This window comes from Pseudothermotoga lettingae TMO (genome assembly GCF_000017865.1).
In the GTDB taxonomy this organism is placed as follows: domain Bacteria; phylum Thermotogota; class Thermotogae; order Thermotogales; family DSM-5069; genus Pseudothermotoga_B; species Pseudothermotoga_B elfii.
Genome location: NC_009828.1, coordinates 355,361 through 373,151, shown reverse-complemented (window position 1 = coordinate 373,151; position 17,791 = coordinate 355,361). Strand labels below are relative to the sequence as shown.

At 39.4% G+C, this 17,791-nt stretch carries 16 protein-coding genes; 8 read left to right on the top strand and 8 right to left on the bottom strand.

Annotated elements, in window-relative coordinates; genetic code table 11:
• Positions 1-2: 2 nt before the first annotated feature.
• The 4 genes from TLET_RS01810 to TLET_RS01795 are packed head-to-tail and all read right to left on the bottom strand — an operon-like array spanning position 3 to position 4,807.
• On the bottom strand, positions 3-986 hold the full coding sequence (locus TLET_RS01810; RefSeq protein ID WP_012002402.1) for an ABC transporter ATP-binding protein: 984 nt from the start codon (positions 984-986) through the stop codon (positions 3-5).
• 10 nt (positions 987-996) lie between these two features.
• Positions 997-1,851: an ABC transporter permease gene (locus TLET_RS01805; protein WP_012002401.1), complete on the bottom strand. Its 855-nt coding sequence runs from the start codon at positions 1,849-1,851 to the stop codon at positions 997-999.
• Between the two features lie 13 nt (positions 1,852-1,864).
• Positions 1,865-2,872 (bottom strand): ABC transporter permease, encoded by a 1,008-nt coding sequence (locus TLET_RS01800; protein ID WP_012002400.1) that lies wholly within the window; start codon positions 2,870-2,872, stop codon positions 1,865-1,867.
• A gap of 60 nt (positions 2,873-2,932) precedes the next feature.
• Positions 2,933-4,807 (bottom strand): ABC transporter substrate-binding protein, encoded by a 1,875-nt coding sequence (locus tag TLET_RS01795; RefSeq protein WP_012002399.1) that lies wholly within the window; start codon positions 4,805-4,807, stop codon positions 2,933-2,935.
• A gap of 241 nt (positions 4,808-5,048) precedes the next feature.
• Between TLET_RS01795 and TLET_RS01790 the strand changes: the two genes are divergently transcribed.
• The 8 genes from TLET_RS01790 (at position 5,049) to TLET_RS01755 (ending at position 13,720) form a co-directional block, all read left to right on the top strand.
• Positions 5,049-6,617: an MBL fold metallo-hydrolase gene (locus TLET_RS01790; RefSeq protein WP_012002398.1), complete on the top strand. Its 1,569-nt coding sequence runs from the start codon at positions 5,049-5,051 to the stop codon at positions 6,615-6,617.
• 77 nt (positions 6,618-6,694) lie between these two features.
• Positions 6,695-8,569: a methionine--tRNA ligase gene (gene metG / locus TLET_RS01785; RefSeq protein ID WP_012002397.1), complete on the top strand. Its 1,875-nt coding sequence runs from the start codon at positions 6,695-6,697 to the stop codon at positions 8,567-8,569.
• A gap of 12 nt (positions 8,570-8,581) precedes the next feature.
• Positions 8,582-11,008, top strand: a complete 2,427-nt coding sequence (gene gyrA, locus TLET_RS01780; protein WP_012002396.1) for a DNA gyrase subunit A — start codon at positions 8,582-8,584, stop codon at positions 11,006-11,008.
• Positions 10,993-11,367, top strand: a complete 375-nt coding sequence (locus TLET_RS01775; RefSeq protein ID WP_012002395.1) for an archease — start codon at positions 10,993-10,995, stop codon at positions 11,365-11,367. Before gyrA ends, TLET_RS01775 begins: the two co-directional genes overlap by 16 nt.
• A complete protein-coding gene (gene lexA / locus TLET_RS01770) occupies positions 11,364-11,966 on the top strand; it encodes a transcriptional repressor LexA (RefSeq protein WP_012002394.1) in 603 nt (200 codons plus the stop codon). The genes TLET_RS01775 and lexA overlap by 4 nt, the downstream gene beginning before the upstream one ends.
• On the top strand, positions 11,959-12,324 hold the full coding sequence (locus TLET_RS01765; protein WP_012002393.1) for an STAS domain-containing protein: 366 nt from the start codon (positions 11,959-11,961) through the stop codon (positions 12,322-12,324). Before lexA ends, TLET_RS01765 begins: the two co-directional genes overlap by 8 nt.
• The gene (rpiB, locus tag TLET_RS01760) at positions 12,321-12,758 is read left to right on the top strand and encodes a ribose 5-phosphate isomerase B (protein ID WP_012002392.1); all 438 of its coding nucleotides are present in this window, start codon (positions 12,321-12,323) and stop codon (positions 12,756-12,758) included. The genes TLET_RS01765 and rpiB overlap by 4 nt, the downstream gene beginning before the upstream one ends.
• Positions 12,755-13,720 (top strand): histone deacetylase family protein, encoded by a 966-nt coding sequence (locus TLET_RS01755; protein WP_012002391.1) that lies wholly within the window; start codon positions 12,755-12,757, stop codon positions 13,718-13,720. The genes rpiB and TLET_RS01755 overlap by 4 nt, the downstream gene beginning before the upstream one ends.
• Here the strand turns inward: TLET_RS01755 and TLET_RS01750 are convergent.
• From TLET_RS01750 to TLET_RS01735, 4 genes are read right to left on the bottom strand one after another with little or no spacing between them, the layout of a single operon-like run.
• Positions 13,712-15,124: a xylulokinase gene (locus TLET_RS01750; RefSeq protein ID WP_012002390.1), complete on the bottom strand. Its 1,413-nt coding sequence runs from the start codon at positions 15,122-15,124 to the stop codon at positions 13,712-13,714. The genes TLET_RS01755 and TLET_RS01750 overlap by 9 nt on opposite strands.
• Positions 15,114-15,962 carry a MurR/RpiR family transcriptional regulator gene (locus TLET_RS01745; RefSeq protein ID WP_012002389.1) on the bottom strand — a complete coding sequence of 283 codons (849 nt, stop codon included), beginning with the start codon at positions 15,960-15,962 and terminating at the stop codon, positions 15,114-15,116. Before TLET_RS01745 ends, TLET_RS01750 begins: the two co-directional genes overlap by 11 nt.
• Positions 15,959-16,849, bottom strand: a complete 891-nt coding sequence (locus tag TLET_RS01740; protein WP_012002388.1) for an ABC transporter permease — start codon at positions 16,847-16,849, stop codon at positions 15,959-15,961. The genes TLET_RS01745 and TLET_RS01740 overlap by 4 nt, the downstream gene beginning before the upstream one ends.
• Positions 16,843-17,712, bottom strand: coding sequence for an ABC transporter permease (locus tag TLET_RS01735; RefSeq protein WP_012002387.1), 870 nt, complete (start codon positions 17,710-17,712; stop codon positions 16,843-16,845). The genes TLET_RS01740 and TLET_RS01735 overlap by 7 nt, the downstream gene beginning before the upstream one ends.
• Between the last annotated feature and the right edge of the window lie 79 nt (positions 17,713-17,791).

The window sequence follows — 17,791 nt, the reverse complement described above, 5'->3', positions numbered from 1 at the left end:
TTCTATTCCTCCAAAAGCCAGCAAGCGACCCTGTGATCTGATTTGATTTCTTTCAAGTCCGGTATTTCTTTTCTGCAGCGCTCAAAAACACGAGGACATCTTGGGTGAAAACTGCACCCTTCAGGCAAATCAGAGAGTGAAGGTGGATTGCCCGGAACACTTTCTCGTTTCAGTTTGTCACCAAATTTTGGAAGTGAATCTATTAAATATTTTGTGTATGGATGAAATGGATTAGAGAAGATTTCAACTGTTGGGGCTTCTTCTATTATCCTCCCGGCATACATTATGGCCATTCTATCAGTCATATTGGCATGAACACCCATATCATGAGTAACTATTATCAGTGTATTGTTGTATTTAATCTGTATATCTTTCAGGAGTTGAACAACTCCTCTCTGGGTTACTACATCAAGAGCAGTCGTTGGTTCATCTGTTATTATTATCCTGGGACTGAGAATAGTTGCCAGTGCTATTGTCACTCTCTGTCTCATTCCTCCTGAAAGCTGGTGGGGATACGCATCAAGTGTTTTTAAGGGCAATCCCAACTCTTTTATGTGTTTCTTTGCCAGTTCGTATGCTTCTTTCTTGTCTTTTCCTCTTGCATGGCTATTGAGAAAATCTTTGAACGTATCTTTTATCCTCGCTACAGGATTCAAAACGCTCATCGATCCCTGTGGAACATAGGAAATGAATCTCCACCTCAGCCTTCTCTTTTCCTCGTCTTCAAGTTGATAAACGTCAATCAATTTATTATCATGATGATAATAAACTTTTCCACCGATCAATCTCAAAGGCGGGTCTATTGAAGCAAAAATAGTCTTCAAAAGGGTGGTTTTCCCACAACCACTTTCTCCAGCAATTCCATATATTTCGTTTTCAGCTATCAGTAAATCTATTCCATCTACTGCTCTGACAATTTTCTTGCGACCATAAATATTCAGAATGTAGTAAGATCTGAGTTTTTCTGTTTTGAGAACCAGATTCACGATTACCACCTCAAACCTTTCCTATTCTCTGCATTCGCATTCTTGGATCAAGGTATTCACTTATACTCACAGAAAGCAAATACAGAGCGACAAACAAAAAAACAGAGACTATAACTGGTGTCAGGACCCACCACCAGTAGCCAAGGAGCATGGCCTGATAATTTATAGACCACTGAAGCATGGTACCAAGAGTGGGTATCTCAAGATTTGCCACACCAAGAATTGCTAAGGTTATCTCCATGCCTATTGCCCAGGACATGTTTCCTATCAAAGTGGCAAAAATGAGAGGGATCACAAACGGAATGTACTCTTTAAAAATTATCGCCATTGTCGACGAACCAGAAAGTAAGGCGGTGTATGTGAAATCTCTCTCTCTTAAACTGAGTACCTGAGACCTTATAACCCTGGCATCCCATGCCCAGCCAAAAAAACCAAGCAACAATCCCAAATTGACGAGATTGATCCTGGCTTTCATCATTGTACCAAACAAAACAATTATCAGAAAAAGTGGCATGACAAGAAATGAATCACTCAAAAACATTAGTGCTCTGTCTATCTTTCCTGCTTTATAACCGGCCACCATACCTATTAACACCGCTATAATCCTTGAAATACCACTGGCTATAAAAGCCATAAGTAAAGAATTTCTAACAGCAAAGGTGAGTATCCAGAAAACATCCTGCCCCATAGAAGTCGTACCAAGAACGTGGGGCCATTTTGGCGGCAAATCTCTTGGAACAAGGTTCCATCTGTACGGATCATACGGTGAAAAGAACGACAATAAAGATAGAAAAAACAAAATCACAACGACAAAAAAGGCAAATCTAAATCTCAAATCACGAATCAGGTCTTTGAACAACTTCATTGAATTTCACTCCTCACCTGTATCGCACCCTTGGATCAAATAAGGGATAAAGCAGATCTATCACCAAAATGCTCGTTGTAATAACAAGAATAGATATGGTCGTTATGCCCATTAGAAGATTATAATCGCCAGTAAAGATAGCATTGTACAGAAGTGTGCCAAGACCTGGATATGAAAAAGCAATCTCTGTAATCAACGCACCGCTGAAAATCTGTCCAAGAGAAAGTGCGAGCCCTGTAATTTGAGGAAGCATGGCATTTTTTATAACATATTTGTAGACTATTCTCGATTGCATAACTCCCCCAAGCTTCGCGTAATTGACATAATCTTCTGATTTGACACTCTGAACAAATAATTTCATTGCTTGAAACCAAACAAAAATATTTATTAAAATAAGTGATAATGCCGGAAGAAAAGCATGTCTCAGGAGTATTAGAAGGCTCGAAAAAGTAAAACTGACATGCCCTCCTATCAAATATCCTCCTCCCAGAGGAAAAATAGGAAAAACGTATGCAAAAAGAATCAACAAACCAAGGGCAAGTATATAATAGGGCATGGGTCTTATCACCATTGCCACACCATCAAGAATTTTCACCCAGTTTTTGTCAGAAAAGTACCCCCCTAACCCTCCCAGAATATTTCCAATGATCCATGAAATTATTGTTGTTGTGAGTAGCAAACCGAATGTCCATGGCAGAGACTGTTTTATCAGAGTTATCACTGGAACAGGAAATTGATAATAAGATGGTCCAAAATCACCTCTGAGTAACCTGCCCCAGAAATTTACATACTGCTCCCACAGGCTTCCCTTTAAACCATAAAGCTCCTGAAGCGTCTCTATCATCCTGTTGATTGCTTTGGGATCCAAATATGTTCCCTGCGCTGAAAGTTTGCCTATCAATTGCTGTATAGGGTCTATTGGCAAAAGTCTTGGAATCACAAAAATAACTGTTATTCCAACAAAAATAACAAGAAAATATACTATCAATCTTGGAAGAAGATATCTTCTAATGAAAGCCAATGTTGATCCACCTTTCTTACAGCAGGTGTTGAATCCGGGGCAGAAATGCCCCGGAAAAAGTTATTTTCTGCCTGTTGGCTTGAGGAACGGCAACATGTATTTTAAATTCGGCCAGTGATGATATGGTTGAGCGTACATGTTTTCTGCTCCAGGATAATTTGTCCAGTAATATTCATCCCAGGCTATAACTCCAGGATAATTGAATGTGGGAATACTCGGCATATCTTGAATAAGCAATTTCAAGCCTTCAACACCGACGTCCACAATTGTTTCAGTGTCATTCCAATCTGTGTTTCTGAGTTTTTCAATAACTTCATCCATCTTTGAGCTCGACCACCTGCCGTAGTTTCCCCACGGTGCATTTTCTCCTATTGGGGCTAAGTATTCCGAATTGAACGGATCTAAAACCCTGTAAAGGTCAGGATGACCACCCCACGGTTCTGCTGCGGGCCAATCGCTTGTTACATCAAAATCTCCCTTTTGGCCAAGGGTCGCCAAGGCATCAGTTGTCATCACAGTAGCGTCTATTCCAAATTTTTTCCACGCCTGTGCCACAGCAAACGCATTTCGATATGATGGATGTGCGGGATTTGTATTTGTTATTACGACAATCTGCCACGGTTTTCCATCAGGTAAAAGCCATTTTCCTGACTTATCTTTTTTGAATCCATTCTTCAAAAGTAATTTTTCAGCTACATCCGGCGCATATTTGTACCATCCCGGTCCGAAGATCTTTTTAACCTCCTCAGGATTGGTCGGTACAGAATATCCTCTTTGCTTAACATATTCCGCCAGCCTCTTGCCTGCGTCAGGATCGTACGGTTTGAATTTCTCGCCGTTTCCAATATCAATCTCCAGATTCTTCAGCCACCCATCTAATTTTGTGTAATACCAGTCATAATAAGCAGAAGTCAACGGAACATGTATTGGGCTGAGTGTTACAGCTCCATCGAATGCATTGGCGGCATATTCGACTATATCTATAGAAAGTGTCAGTGCCCAGCGTACATCAGGATTATCAAATGGAGCTTTTGCTGTGTTAAACATCACTCCTGTTACACAAGGGTCAATATTGACAGTCCATGGAAATTCCCTTCTCCACGCTCTGGCAGTATCTACTCTTGAAAGAACTGCTTTTAGAGCTTCCATAGTCAAGTCTGCTGCATCAAGCTGGTGTTGTGCCATAGCAAGCACCTGTCTCTCGGCGGGGCCAAAAGTCTGGATAAGAACAAATTTCGGGACAGGTTTACCATACAACATTCCCGTGGGAGTTCTGTCCCAGTCTTCTCTTCTTTCCCACAAAGTCCAGTATCCGCCAGCATCATAATTTTTAAGTATATACGGTCCTGTTCCCACTGGTGGATTGAATTCAAAGGTCATAGGATCTGCAACTTTTTCAAAAATGTGTTTAGGAAGAGGTCTGAGTGCGCCCCATCTGTCAAGAAAGTAGGTATGGAATCTCGAGTTTGGCGAATTTAATTTCACCAGAACTGTGTAATCGTCTATCTTTTTTGTTTCTAAAACAGCTTGCATCTGTGAGTTGTAATCCATCCCAGAGGTTTTTTTAACCAACTCAATAGTGTAAACAACATCGTCTGCTGTGAATGGAACACCATCACTCCAGTAGACTCCTTTTCTGAGTTTGATGGTGAGTTCTGTGAAATCTTCACTGTAAATCGGTGGTTCGGCAGCAAGAGCGTTGATAATTTCCCCCGTTGCGTACTCAACACACCAGAGTGGTTCAAGCAACAAATTTTGAATACCTCTGTCCTGCGATCTCCATCCAGCCCACAGGTTGAAGTTCCCCGGTGTTCCCACACGACCAGTTAATTGATTGGCTATAAATGTTTCATCTCTTGGCACATCGGCTGCAAGTTGCGCAAAAATAAGATTCACTGATATCAAGAGAAGCATTAACCAAAAGAGTTTTTTCATGAAACTTCACCTCCCCCAGATGTTCTTTAATTATTTATTTCCTCGAAAAATTGTAATCTTAATTTATCATAAAGGTCAAACCTGGTTTTCGATCATTAAGAATCGAATTTTTGTCCCAGCAATAGTTATGCTCAATATTCTTTTGTTTTTACGTTTTAGCTCATAATTATTCGAAATTTCTTAGAACGATCTGTAATTTCAATATTCCGTGCTATTATGGTTTTGATCAGGAGGAGATTGAATGATAATCAAAGTTTTCGATGGTTATGATTGCATAGGTGGAAACAAAATACTGGTTGCAGACAAACACAATGATGGATTCATGCTTGACTTTGGATTGAATTTCTCAAAATGGTCGCTGTTTTTCGAAGAATACCTGAAACCAAGATCTGGTAAGATACTTCATGATTTGTTGAAGTTAAATATGATACCAAGAATAAATATCTACAGAAAAGATCTACAACCACCAGAATTTGATGAAAATACAAAAATCTCATTTTTGTTCCTGAGCCATGCTCATGCCGATCATTGCGGGATGATAGGATTAATAGATGAATCCCTGCCGTTGCTTGTAACCGGTGAAACATTTGCGATCATGAAAGCAGGGGCACAGATAAGGCAGGATGTCTGGGATGAATTGTACCCAAAAAAAAGAAAAAAAGTTGGGCATAATGATGATGTTTTGAGGCATGATATCCTCGTAGCAGAGCGGAATGTGAAGAATCGCAGAAAGATCAGCTTACTGTCCTCGTCAACTCAGAAAAAAATCCTGGAACCTGATTTCTTCGAAGAGATTGATGCCAAAAATCTCTGGAAAGATGAACTGTATATTCAACCTGTTTACCATTCCATCATTGGTTCAGCTGGCTTGATAGCCAGAGTTGATGACTGGTGGGTTGCCTATACCGGTGATTTCAGAACAGGGCCCGAAAGTGTCGAAGAAGAAAATTTCTGGCTGGAAAACCTTGGCGAAAAAAGGGTTCAACTTTCTAAGAGAAGTGATATGTTCTTCGATCTCTTGAAAAACAAAAAACCACTTCTTTTGATTGTTGAAGGTACTCGAACTACCCGTCAATCGGAAAAAGATACAACTGAATGGGATGTCTTCCAAAATGTTCTCAACTTACTTCAAAATACAAATAAGCTTGTTATAGCAGATTTTTCTATGAAACACCTTGAAAGACTTATGACTTTCCTGAAAGTAGCAATAATGACAGAAAGAACTCTGGTGGTTATGCCAAAAGATTATGCATATCTCGAGACTATGGGAGAGGTAGAACCTTTATGGAAATTGAATGATACAGAAAAGAATCACATCAAAATCTACCATCCAGCAAAGAGTTCTTTTATTGGTTTAGAAAAAAAAGTAGTAGAAAAAGCAAAAAAAGATGAGATTTTACTTTTACCCGACGACATAAACCATAAGCCATCATTGTACATATTAGCCGCCGGTTACTGGGATATACCGAATATTCTTGATTTAAACGAAGATGTTCTGGAAAACTGTTTATACATTCATTCAACAAGTGAAGCATATTCAGAAGAACAACAGATAGATTTCAGAAGATTTAAGAACTGGATAGACCGTTTTTCTATCAAATCATTCGGATTTGGAGTGGATTCTGACGGAGAGCTCAGATTTTCGAAACAGTTTCACGCATCAGGCCACGTTTCAGCCGAAAAACTTTCAAGTATAATAAATACAGTATCACCGGATTTGATATTACCGGTTCACACACTCGATAGATCTTGGTTTGTTGAGCGTTGGGGAAGAAAAGTTATAAATGGAAATAAATTCCACATATCTTGACAAAAAATCAACACAAATCAGCATCTCATCGAAAACAAATTGATGTAAAATTATAATTGGTTTCTGGAGGTGATTTGTTGAAATTCTATATTACCACGCCTATATACTACGTTAACTCCGATCCACATGTCGGGAGCGCATATACGACTATTATCGCAGATATAATTGCAAGATATAAACGAATGATGGGCTATGATGTTTTTTTCCTAACTGGCACTGACGAGCACGGGCAAAAGATTCTCCAGGCATCGAGCTCGCTTGGGAAAGATCCGCAGAGTTTCTGCGATGAATTGGCAGACAGGTTTAAACAGTTGTGGAAAAAGCTAAACATAACTAATGACGGCTTCATAAGGACAACTGATCCCAACCATATGAAGGTAGTCCAGTATTTTGTTAAAAAGATGGTTGAGAACAACGACATCTACAAAGGTGAATATCGGGGATGGTATTGTGTACCATGCGAGACCTACTGGAATGAAGATGAAATAGGTTCAGATAAACTCTGCCCTTCCTGCGGCAGGGAATTAAAATATGTCAGCGAGCAAAATTATTTTTTCAGGCTTTCCAGATATCAAGATAAACTCCTCAGATATTACGAAGAACATCCTGAGTTCGTTCAGCCAGATTTCAGAAGAAATGAAATGATGAGGATACTTGAAGGTGGTCTGAAAGATCTCAGCATAACAAGAACAACTTTCAAATGGGGAGTTCCGATGCCAGATGATCCAGAACATGTTATCTATGTCTGGGTTGATGCACTCATAAACTATATTTCCGCCATAGGTTATCCTGAGGATCTGAAAACTTTTGAAAAATACTGGCCAGCTGATTTGCACTTGATAGGCAAGGAAATCAACAGATTTCATTCAATTATCTGGCCTGCCATGCTTATGTCAGCCGGATTAGAGCTTCCGAGAACTGTTTTTGCACATGGTTGGCTAACAGTAGACGGTCAGAAAATTTCCAAATCCTTAGGAAATGCTATTGATCCAAAATATTTTGTTGAGGAATATGGAAATGATGTCCTGAGATTTTATCTCGTAAGAGATATTAATTTTGGAAAAGATGGAGATTTTTCGGAGAAAAACCTTGTAAACAGATTAAATTCAGATCTCGCCAATGATTATGGAAATCTGCTTCACAGAACCTTAGCCATGATCAAAAAATATTATTCATCAACAATGCCTCGGCCGGGTGCACATGAACAAATAGATGAAAAATTTAAGCACGATATCCTTCAGTGTTGCAAAGAATACCAGCAGTTTATGGATCAGTATTCCCTCACCCAGGCTGTCGAAAAAGTTATGGAGGCTCTGGCCATATCGAACAAATATTTTGACGAAAGAAAACCCTGGGTTCTGGCAAAGCAAAAAGATTTCGACAAACTCAGTACAGTTTTGTTCAATGTTTGTGAATCCCTCTTGAAAGTTGCAACTATGTTTTCCCCTATAATGCCAGATTCTTCAGAAGAAGTTTTTTCAAGACTTGGTTTTGATCAAAAATCTTCAAAATATATGTTAGAAACCTGGAATATCTTAAAGCCAGGCAAGAAGATAGTTCACGCTGAACCTTTGTTTGCAAAAAGAGATCAGAAGGAGATAAAAAGGAGTGAGGTTTTGATGACTGATACTATAGATTTCGACCAATTCAAGAAGGTAAATCTGAGAGTTGGTAAGGTAATTTCAGCAGAGAGAGTACCGAAATCCGAAAAGCTTCTAAAGCTTTTGGTTGATCTTGGTGAACTTGGATCGAGACAAATAGTTGCCGGTATAGCAAAGTACTATAAGCCAGAAGATTTGATTGGCAAGAATATTGTGGTCGTTTCAAACCTGAAGCCTGTGAAACTGATGGGAATAGAATCTGAGGGTATGCTCCTTGCTGCAAAAGACGACACTGATTTAAAAATACTGACCATCGATGGAGAGATATCTCCTGGCGCACAAATTTCATAGGAGGTCAAGAAAGTGGCAGAAATACTTTCAAAAAATATAGAAGATGAACTTGTCGAACTCTACATGAACTATTCAATGAGTGTGATAATAGGCAGGGCTATCCCTGATGTTCGGGATGGTTTGAAGCCTGTTCAAAGAAGAATTCTTTACGCAATGCATGAATTGGGCTTAACTCACAACGCCCAATCCAAGAAGTGTGCAAGGATTGTTGGTGAGGTTTTGGGTAAGTATCACCCTCATGGTGACGCTTCTGTCTACGATGCACTTGTGAGACTTGCTCAACCATTTTCGGTACGTTATCCTCTTGTAATAGGTCAAGGAAATTTCGGATCTATAGATAGGGATCCTCCCGCGGCTATGAGATACACCGAGGCAAAACTTTCTGAACTTGCCGAAGAAATGCTTCAGGATCTTGACAAAGAAACTGTTACAATGACGAAAAACTTCGACGATTCGCTCGATGAACCTGAGGTCTTGCCCTCTAAGGTTCCAAATCTTCTTATAAACGGCGCTAATGGTATAGCCGTTGGTATGGCTACAAGCATTCCGCCCCATAATCTTCAAGAAGTCGTAAACGCCATAGAAATGCTCATTGAAAATCCAGAGGCAACAATAGCTGATCTGTTGCGGATAATAAAAGGCCCAGATTTTCCAACGGGTGCTTTAATCGTAAATGGAAATGAATTAACCGAAGTTTATGCAACCGGAAAAGGAAGAATAGTGCTTCGCGGAAAGGTTCATTTCGAAGAAGGAAAGAGGTTTAACAACGTAGTGATAACAGAAATTCCATACAATGTAAGTAAGGCCGCTTTGATAGAAGAAATAGCTTCTTATGCTGAAAAAAATCCAAAAATGATGATAAAGAATATACGGGATGAATCCGACAAAAATGGGCTCAGAATAGTCGTTGAAATCCCAAAAAACGCAAACGCTGAAATTATTCTCAACAATCTATACAAGCATACATCACTGCAAACTTCTTTCAGTGTTCAAATGCTTGTTATAGACGGACGCAGGCCAAAACTTATGAACCTTTCTCAGCTTTTGAAAGCTTTTATAAAACACCGATTTGATGTTATAAGAAAAAGAGCTGAGTATGAGTTGAAGGTTTACTCAAGAAGAGCTCATATTTTGGAAGGCATAATGAAAGCGGCGAGGGCAATTGGCGTAGTTGTCGATATAGTGAGAACCAGCAAAGACAGTGAAGAAGCCATGAAAAATCTAATCGAAGCTCTTTCAATAACCAATGAACAGGCAAAAGCGATCCTTGATATGAGGCTGGGAAGATTGACCGGGCTCGAGATAGAAAAATTGCAGGGCGAATATTCTCAACTCATAAAAAAGATAGAAGATGTCAAAGATATACTTTCCCGAGATGAGAGAGTTTATAATGTTATGTATCAAGAGCTTGAGGAACTGAAGAAAAAATACGCTGATGAAAGAAGAACGAAGATAGAAAACATTACCGATAGCCTTTCTTACACTCCAGAAGATCTGATACCTAATGAAGATGTTGTAATAACTCTCACAGAAAAAGGATATTTAAAATCCACAAGTCTAAAAGACTACAGAAGTCAGAGGCGCGGGGGAAAGGGAATCGTTGGTGCCCGGACAGCCGAGGACGATGAAATACTCACCGTTTGCACAAGCAAGATGCATTCTCAAACACTGTTCGTGACTTCTGCGGGAAAAGCGTATATATTGAAAAATTATGAGATCGAACTTACAGGAAGAGATACCAAAGGAAAACCGATTCGAGCTTACCTGAATCTGGAAGAAGATGAATCTGTCCTGACGATGATTTCTTTTGACGAATGGAAAGGCGATTTGGTTCTTGTTACGAAGAGTGGCAGAATAAAAAGAACTCCACTCAAAGAATTCGAAAATACCACAAGCAGAGGAATAAGAGCCATAACCTTTTCTGACAGCGACGTTGTTGTCTCTGCTACTCTCTCGAGCAGTGAAAGCGATCAAATAATAATTGCAACAAAAAATGGTATGGCGATAAGATTTCCGCTGAAAGATGTCAGACAAATGGGACGGTCCGCAATGGGTGTGATTGGTATCAGGCTCAGAGAAAAAGATGAAGTGGTTGGTATGGTGAATGTGCCTGATGAAAACTGCGAAATACTCACTATAACAGTGAGGGGTTTTGGGAAAAGAACACCAGTAAATGATTACAGGGTTCAAAGTCGCGGTGGAGTTGGCATAAAAACTATGCCGGGTGTTGAGAAAGCAGGACAATTATGCGGAATCGATATCGTGGCGGACCCAAAATCGGATGTGATCGTTATGACGAAAAATGGGCAATCCATAAGATTCAATTTATCCACTGTGAGTCAACTCAGCAGAACAGCAAGAGGAGTAAAAATAGTCGATCTCTCTGGAGATGATGAAGTATCGCACTTTGCTGTTGTAGAGACATGTACAGAGAACTGAATCATCCATCAGATATTTGCTATGAACTTGCTTGTGACGATCTTCAGGAAATTTTCTCAGATTTAATAAAAATATTTAAAAGCTGCTACAGCCCTGAATTAAAGAACAATTTTATCAAAAAAGAGTATCCGGTGCAAGACCCAGAAGATATGGTTTTCGATGTTGTTAATGACTGGATATACACAATCAGTGCGAAAAAGTTTTTCCCTGATGAATGCAAAATATCGGAAAAACTTATCTGCAAATTCAGAAAAATTGAGAACCTATATGGAACGGAATTGAAGGCTTTGACCTATCACGGTTTGCAATTACGGCATCAAAAAGGTAAGATTGTGTTGAAGGTGGTGTTTGATGTATGAAAAAAGAATTGACCGACAGGCAAAAGAAGATTCTCGATTTTGTCCTCTCTTATATAGATTCACATGGCTATCCACCAAGCATAAGAGATATTGCACGCGCGTTCCGCATAACTCCTCGAGGAGCAATAGTGCATCTAAACGCCCTTGAGAAGAAAGGTTATCTAACCAGAGGCAAAAGAGCACGTAGCATAAAGGTTTTAAACCGGTCCGAGGCAATTAGATTACCCGTTGTTGGAACAATTGCCGCCGGCAATGCCATCGAAGCAATAGAAAATCCAACAGAGATCATTGAGGTCCCAAAAGCAATGATAAAGATCGGATTCGATCATTTTTTACTTCGTGTCAGAGGAGAAAGCATGATAGAGGAACATATACTGGATAAGGACTATGTAGTTATAAGAAAACAGAACACTGCAAATAATGGTGACATAGTTGCGGTTTTGACAAATAGCAATGAAGCAACTTTGAAAAAAATTTATATCGAGCCAGAAAAAATTATTCTTAAACCAGCCAACTCTAAAATGCAGCCGATTGAGCTTAAGCCAGAAAACGTGAAAATACTTGGGAAAATGGTGGGAGTGATAAGAATCTATGGATAAAAAAGAACTTTACACAGCTACAAATATCAAAGATGTATGGATAATTCGCCCAAATGGCGAATTAGATATGAGTAACTCCGCGGAACTTAAAGAGCAGATAAAACGCGAATTCATTCATCAGGGTAAAGTTGACCTGATAATAGACCTCTCACACGTTGATTACATGGACAGCTCTGCTCTTGGCGTTCTAATCGGATTACAGAAATCATGCAGATTGAATGGTGGAGCACTGATCCTATGCGGTCTTGAAGAAAACCTGAAAAGAATTTTTAAAATGACATCGCTTGATTCTGTCTTTTCTATACGTGCTACTGTTGAAGATGCATTGAAAGTATTTCTTGAGGGTGATCAAAATTGAAGATAGCCATCGGTTGTGACCACGCTGGCTTTAAATTGAAAGAAGCTATAAAAGGTTATTTAGTGAGCAAAGGATTCAACATTCTGGACGAGGGAACTTATTCTGAAGACTCAGTTGATTACCCAGATTTCGCGGCCAAGGTCGCCTTAGATATTAAAAACCAGAGGGCTGATTTCGGAATTCTTATATGCGGTACTGGAATTGGAATGAGTATCGCTGCCAACAGGATAAAAGGTATCAGGGCAGCTCTATGCCTTTTTCCAGAAATGGCAAAACTTGCAAGGTCTCACAATAACGCGAATATACTTGTTTTGCCAGGAAGGTTTATAGCTGTCGAGCTGGCACAATGGATAGTTGATGCCTTCATAGAAGAAAAATTTGAGGGTGGAAGACATGAAAATCGTGTTCAGAAGATTGAGGAGATGGATAAATGAAAATAGTTTATGATCCATCCCATATTTTTCACAAACCAACCAAGGAGATAGACAACGGAAGATTCATAGAAAACCCTGAAAAGCCCGAGAGAATAGACTCGATAAAAGATGCATTGATATTAAGCGGTTTTGACAATCTGACACCTCCAAACAAATTCCCAATGAGTTATATCTACATGGTTCATGATGAATCATATGTTGAATGGCTCAAAAACAAGTCTTCTTCTTTATCTGATCAAGATGAATACCTCATGGAAGTGTTCGGCTTTGACAGGTGTTTTGATACAGGTACTCCTGTTAAAAAAAATACATTTGAGGCATCAAAGAAAGCCGTTGATGTTGTTTTAACAGCAGCGAGTTTTGTTGATTCAAGTACAAATACCGTCTACGCCTTAACGAGACCGCCCGGACACCATGCAACAATGGATTTGTGTGGCGGGTATTGCTATTTCAACAATGCCGCCATAGCTGCATACTATTTTTTGAAACGTGGCGCGGACAGAATAGTCATCCTGGATCTGGATTTTCATCATGGAAATGGTACTCAGCAGATTTTTTATGATGTTGACTGGGTTTATTACATATCTATCCATGGCGATCCACAGGTTTTCTACCCATGGATAAGCGGAAAAGCAAGCGAAATAGGCAATGGGCCCGGAGAAGGGTTTAATCTGAACTTGCCCCTTCAGGCTGGATCAGGCTGGAACGAATACTCTGAGGCACTCACCTATGCTTTAAGAGAAATCAAAGATTATTACCCTGATTTGTTAATCATATCACTTGGTTTTGATACTCATAAAGATGATCCTGTAGGCAGATTTTCCCTCTGTGATGAAGATTACGCCAAAATTGCAAGACAAATCGGTGCATTAAAATTACCCGTGCTGGTAGTCCAGGAAGGTGGATACAACCCACAGGCTAATGCCCTTGCTGCAACCAGGTTTTTCTCGGCCTTAGAGTGATTTTGTCAGTTTTTCAAATATATCTTCGTTACGTCTGTGTATCAATTGGTAAAGTTCGAAAAGTCTGCTATAAACTTCATGCTTATCCATACACGGCAGAAATTTTCTTGAGACTCTGACGATTTTTTTGCTTATCTGCAGAAAGCTCTCCTTACTTAAAGAAGAGATCGCAACTATTGCGCATCCAAGCAACTCAGATTCGTGTACATTTACTACTTCTAATTCTTTTCCGAGAACGTCTGATTTTGTTTGATTCCACAAATCATTTAAAGATTGTCCTCCCGTAGTTCTTATCGTCTTTATATCACATCCGCTTTTTTTCATGAGTTCAACAATCTCTCTGATAGCATATGCAACACCTTCCACAACAGACACCAGCATAGTTTTCCAATCATCATTGAAAGATAGACCAAAAAAAGCACCTCTGAGACTGGGATTCCAGTAAGGGCTCCTTTCCCCATTAAGGTGGGGCAAAAAAATCACACCGGTTGGTCTTTTAATCTGCATCAATCTTGCTAAATTTACCAGACGAGTCCTCGCCACTTGACGAGAAAACCATTCATAAGCCCCGCCTGTTGTTGTCATAACACCACTTATTTTCCAGTAATCATCCAGAAAGAATGGCGTTGTTATTAGACCTGGATGCAAGATTTTTTTGGCACTGCATAAGGTAAGCCCCTGTGAAGTTCCACCTCTGTCACAGAGCATCCCATCTTCAAGAACCCCAGTCCCAATAAGCGCCATTGCAAAATCCGGGGCACCAGCAATGATCAGTGCTTTGTCATTTACGCCAAGAACCCGGGCAATCGACCTATCTATACTTGAAATCACCTCTCCAGTATTAACCAGCGGCGGTATTGAAAATTTTTTGTCAAGATTAAATTTTTCGAGAATCTCTTTGTTCCATGGAAGATATCCGCTTTGTGGAAATGATGCATTGACTATCTTTCTGGTTAATTTCATGATTATGAAATCACTTGGCTGTAATAAATAAACTTTTTGAGTTAAGTTTTTCTCAACTTCTATCAAATGAGCAACAACTGTGGCTGTCTGACCATCAATGCCCTTCTCAATAATCTTCTTTAAAGACTCAAATCCTCTTTTATCTATCCAAGTTATAGCTTTCCCGAAAACCTTTTGTCTTTCATCAACCATTATTGTAGTTGGTCCCTGACCGGTGATACATATGGCAACAATATTTTTTCTGTAAGAAGAATCAATACTGTGAAAACCTTGAACTACCGCTTTCCACCACTTCTCCGTGCTTACCTCATGAACACCACTTCTGGAAGATTCAAAACACCTCTGCTGAAACAAGAAGATTTTTTCCCCGGAGAAATTAAAAAGGCCTATTTTAACATTTGTAGTACCTATATCTACTGCGGCAACCAAATCAGAAAACACCCTTGTCTCCCCTTCTTTTCTGCGACAAAATGGTCTCAAAATGTTTGTATTTCTCATACAGTCTATCTTTGTCAATTTCAAACATTTTCAGAATCAAAAGATCCACAATAACAATCTGGAGATATTTCGTCAGAAATCCTCCTTCGGATAATATCTCTGTCCTGACATAAGCCGGTAAGAGAATATCACAAACTTCAGCTATCTTTGAACTTGGTGAGGCTATTGCTATTACTGAAGCACCAGATTTTTTTGAAAAACTTATTGCGTCAAGTAAATCCGTGGAAGAATGGCTGCTTGAAATAGCTACGGCACACCCGCGATTTCCGAGGTGAGAAGCAGATATGCTTTGAAGAAAAGGATTTGAAAAGAAATTAACCTGAAAACCGAATTCTTTCAGCTTCAGGAATAGATCTTTTCCTGCTATGCTATCAAATCCATAGGCAAAAATCTCCACGACATTACTTTTTAAAATAATATCCGATGCTCTTGTGAGAACCTCATCGCTTATTAATTCAACAGATTGTTTTAATTCTGAAAACACAAAACCAAGAAAATCCCTGCATATACGCCTCAATCGATCAGAATCCGGTTTAAGGGTTTCAAAAAGTGCTATTTCTTGAGCAAGGGCTATCTGAAAAGATTTGTAGCCAGAAAAACCAAGTTTTTTTGAAAATTCCACTACAGTTGAAGGAGAACTCTCACAACTGCGCGCGAGTTCAAGAATATTCATATTTAACACTTTTGATGGATTTTCTATGATGAATTGTGCAATTCGTATCTGCGATCTGCTCATTGAAGGCATCATATCTTTCATCTTTTGAAAAACACTTACATTCATCTTTTGAACCACACCCGCTTTCTTGTAAGAGAATATAACACCATTGCAAGAACTGTTGCAAAGTAAGGCAGGCTCATCAGTAAGTCAGAAGGCAATTTTGTAGAAGTCTGTAAGACATTGGACAGAGATGTGATCAGCCCAAAGAAAAAAGAAACAACCATCACATTCACAGGTTTTTCACCTCCAAGTATAACAGCCACGAGTGCCATCCAGCCACGATTATTGCTCATACCTGCAACAAACGATCCGAGAGGTAGCGAGAGAGCTAAGCCAGATAGACCTGTGAAGATCCCACCTGCTAAATAAGCAATTGTTCTGGTTTTTCTTACGTTTATTCCTATATCTGCTGCCGCTGTCTCATTCTTTCCAATTGCCCTCAATCTATAGCCAAAAGGCGTTTTAAAAAGAACCAGGTGGCTCAGCAATACTAAAAATGGAGTTGAGTATTCAATAATGTTGTACCCACTCAATAATTCTCTAAGAAAGTCAATATTTTTGATCGGTAATTCAATATTTCTCAATAATGGCGCTTTATCAAATATCAATGTTCCTTTTGAACCAAATAAAACAGCCCCGAGAAAAACCGTCAAACCCATTGCAAAAAGATTTGTTGCAAGGCCCACAACAAATATATTGGCCTTCAAAAAAAAGCTCAAGTATGCCATGACGAAAGCAAGGACACATGAAGAAATAATCCCGGCAAGAATACCTACCAAAAGACTTTTTGATGAATATGCACTGTAAACACCAAAAAACGCGGAAGTTAATATCATACCTTCGAGCCCTATATTCAATTTTCCTGAAACATTGCTAAACATGCCTCCAATCGATGCCAGTACCACTGGTACAGTTGACGATATCACAAGATGCAAAAATCCGCCTACCATATTTTCTTAACCTTCCTTTTGGCGATAAAATCGAGTATCGCCTCAGCAGTAACTAAATAAAAAATAGCTCCTTGAATGATTCTTGACATTTCTGGTGTTATATCGGACATAAACGAGGCAACCTGCGAACCTGCCTCTAAGTATGAAAAGAAGATAGCTGCAGGTATTACCAGGATTGGATTATTTCTTGCAATCAGGGCAACAGCTATGCCATTGAATCCATAACCAGCGGAAAAACCTTTCACGACTCTCGAGTGCACACCGAGCACATCCACCATACCACTTAAACCAGCTATACCTCCACTAATCAACATGGTAAGAACCCACACACCTTTGACATCAACACCAATATATTCTGCAAACCTTCGATTTTTCGCAATCCTTGTCTCCAAACCAAACCATGAATAATTCATGAGCATGTACAAAGCAAAACAAAAGAATGCACTTATGAAGATACCTGAATGCAACTGTGAAGGTGGAAGAATTTTTGAAAAACTCAAATCAATGTATTTTGAAGCCGCAAGACCGGCTGAAGGATCTCTCATCGGCCCATTTAGAAAATAATCTATTATGTGCACAGTCGCCTGACTCAAAAGAAAAGAAGAAATAAGTTCATCTATATTAAGTTTTATCTTCAAAAAAACAGAAACGCCCGATAGCATCATACCAGCAAAAAAAGCTGCCAGCAAAACAATCATCTTGGCAAAGAAAGATGGAATATCTGGCAAAAATAAAGCTGTTAATGTCCCAAAAAATGCTCCGAAATATACCTGTCCTTCCAAACCGAGGTTGAACAACCCGGATGAAAAAGAGACAACGGCGGCGATAGCCGTCATAATCAACGGTATAGAGTTGCTCAGCATATTTCCCAGAAAATAAAGGTTGGATACAGGTCCAAAAAAAAAACCATTTCACTGACTCAAGAGGGAAATCACTTGTGAG

What these genes read in the sequence shown, in the direction of transcription:
- TLET_RS01805 (WP_012002401.1), bottom strand. Translation starts at nt 1,851, where the DNA reads ATGAAGTTGTTCAAAGACCTGATTCGTGATTTGAGATTTAGATTTGCC.
- TLET_RS01795 (WP_012002399.1), bottom strand. Translation starts at nt 4,807, where the DNA reads ATGAAAAAACTCTTTTGGTTAATGCTTCTCTTGATATCAGTGAATCTT.
- TLET_RS01790 (WP_012002398.1), top strand. Translation starts at nt 5,049, where the DNA reads ATGATAATCAAAGTTTTCGATGGTTATGATTGCATAGGTGGAAACAAA.
- TLET_RS01775 (WP_012002395.1), top strand. Translation starts at nt 10,993, where the DNA reads ATGTACAGAGAACTGAATCATCCATCAGATATTTGCTATGAACTTGCT.
- lexA (WP_012002394.1), top strand. Translation starts at nt 11,364, where the DNA reads ATGAAAAAAGAATTGACCGACAGGCAAAAGAAGATTCTCGATTTTGTC.
- TLET_RS01765 (WP_012002393.1), top strand. Translation starts at nt 11,959, where the DNA reads ATGGATAAAAAAGAACTTTACACAGCTACAAATATCAAAGATGTATGG.
- TLET_RS01755 (WP_012002391.1), top strand. Translation starts at nt 12,755, where the DNA reads ATGAAAATAGTTTATGATCCATCCCATATTTTTCACAAACCAACCAAG.
- TLET_RS01745 (WP_012002389.1), bottom strand. Translation starts at nt 15,962, where the DNA reads ATGAATGTAAGTGTTTTTCAAAAGATGAAAGATATGATGCCTTCAATG.
- TLET_RS01740 (WP_012002388.1), bottom strand. Translation starts at nt 16,849, where the DNA reads ATGGTAGGCGGATTTTTGCATCTTGTGATATCGTCAACTGTACCAGTG.
- TLET_RS01735 (WP_012002387.1), bottom strand. Translation starts at nt 17,712, where the DNA reads ATGCTGAGCAACTCTATACCGTTGATTATGACGGCTATCGCCGCCGTT.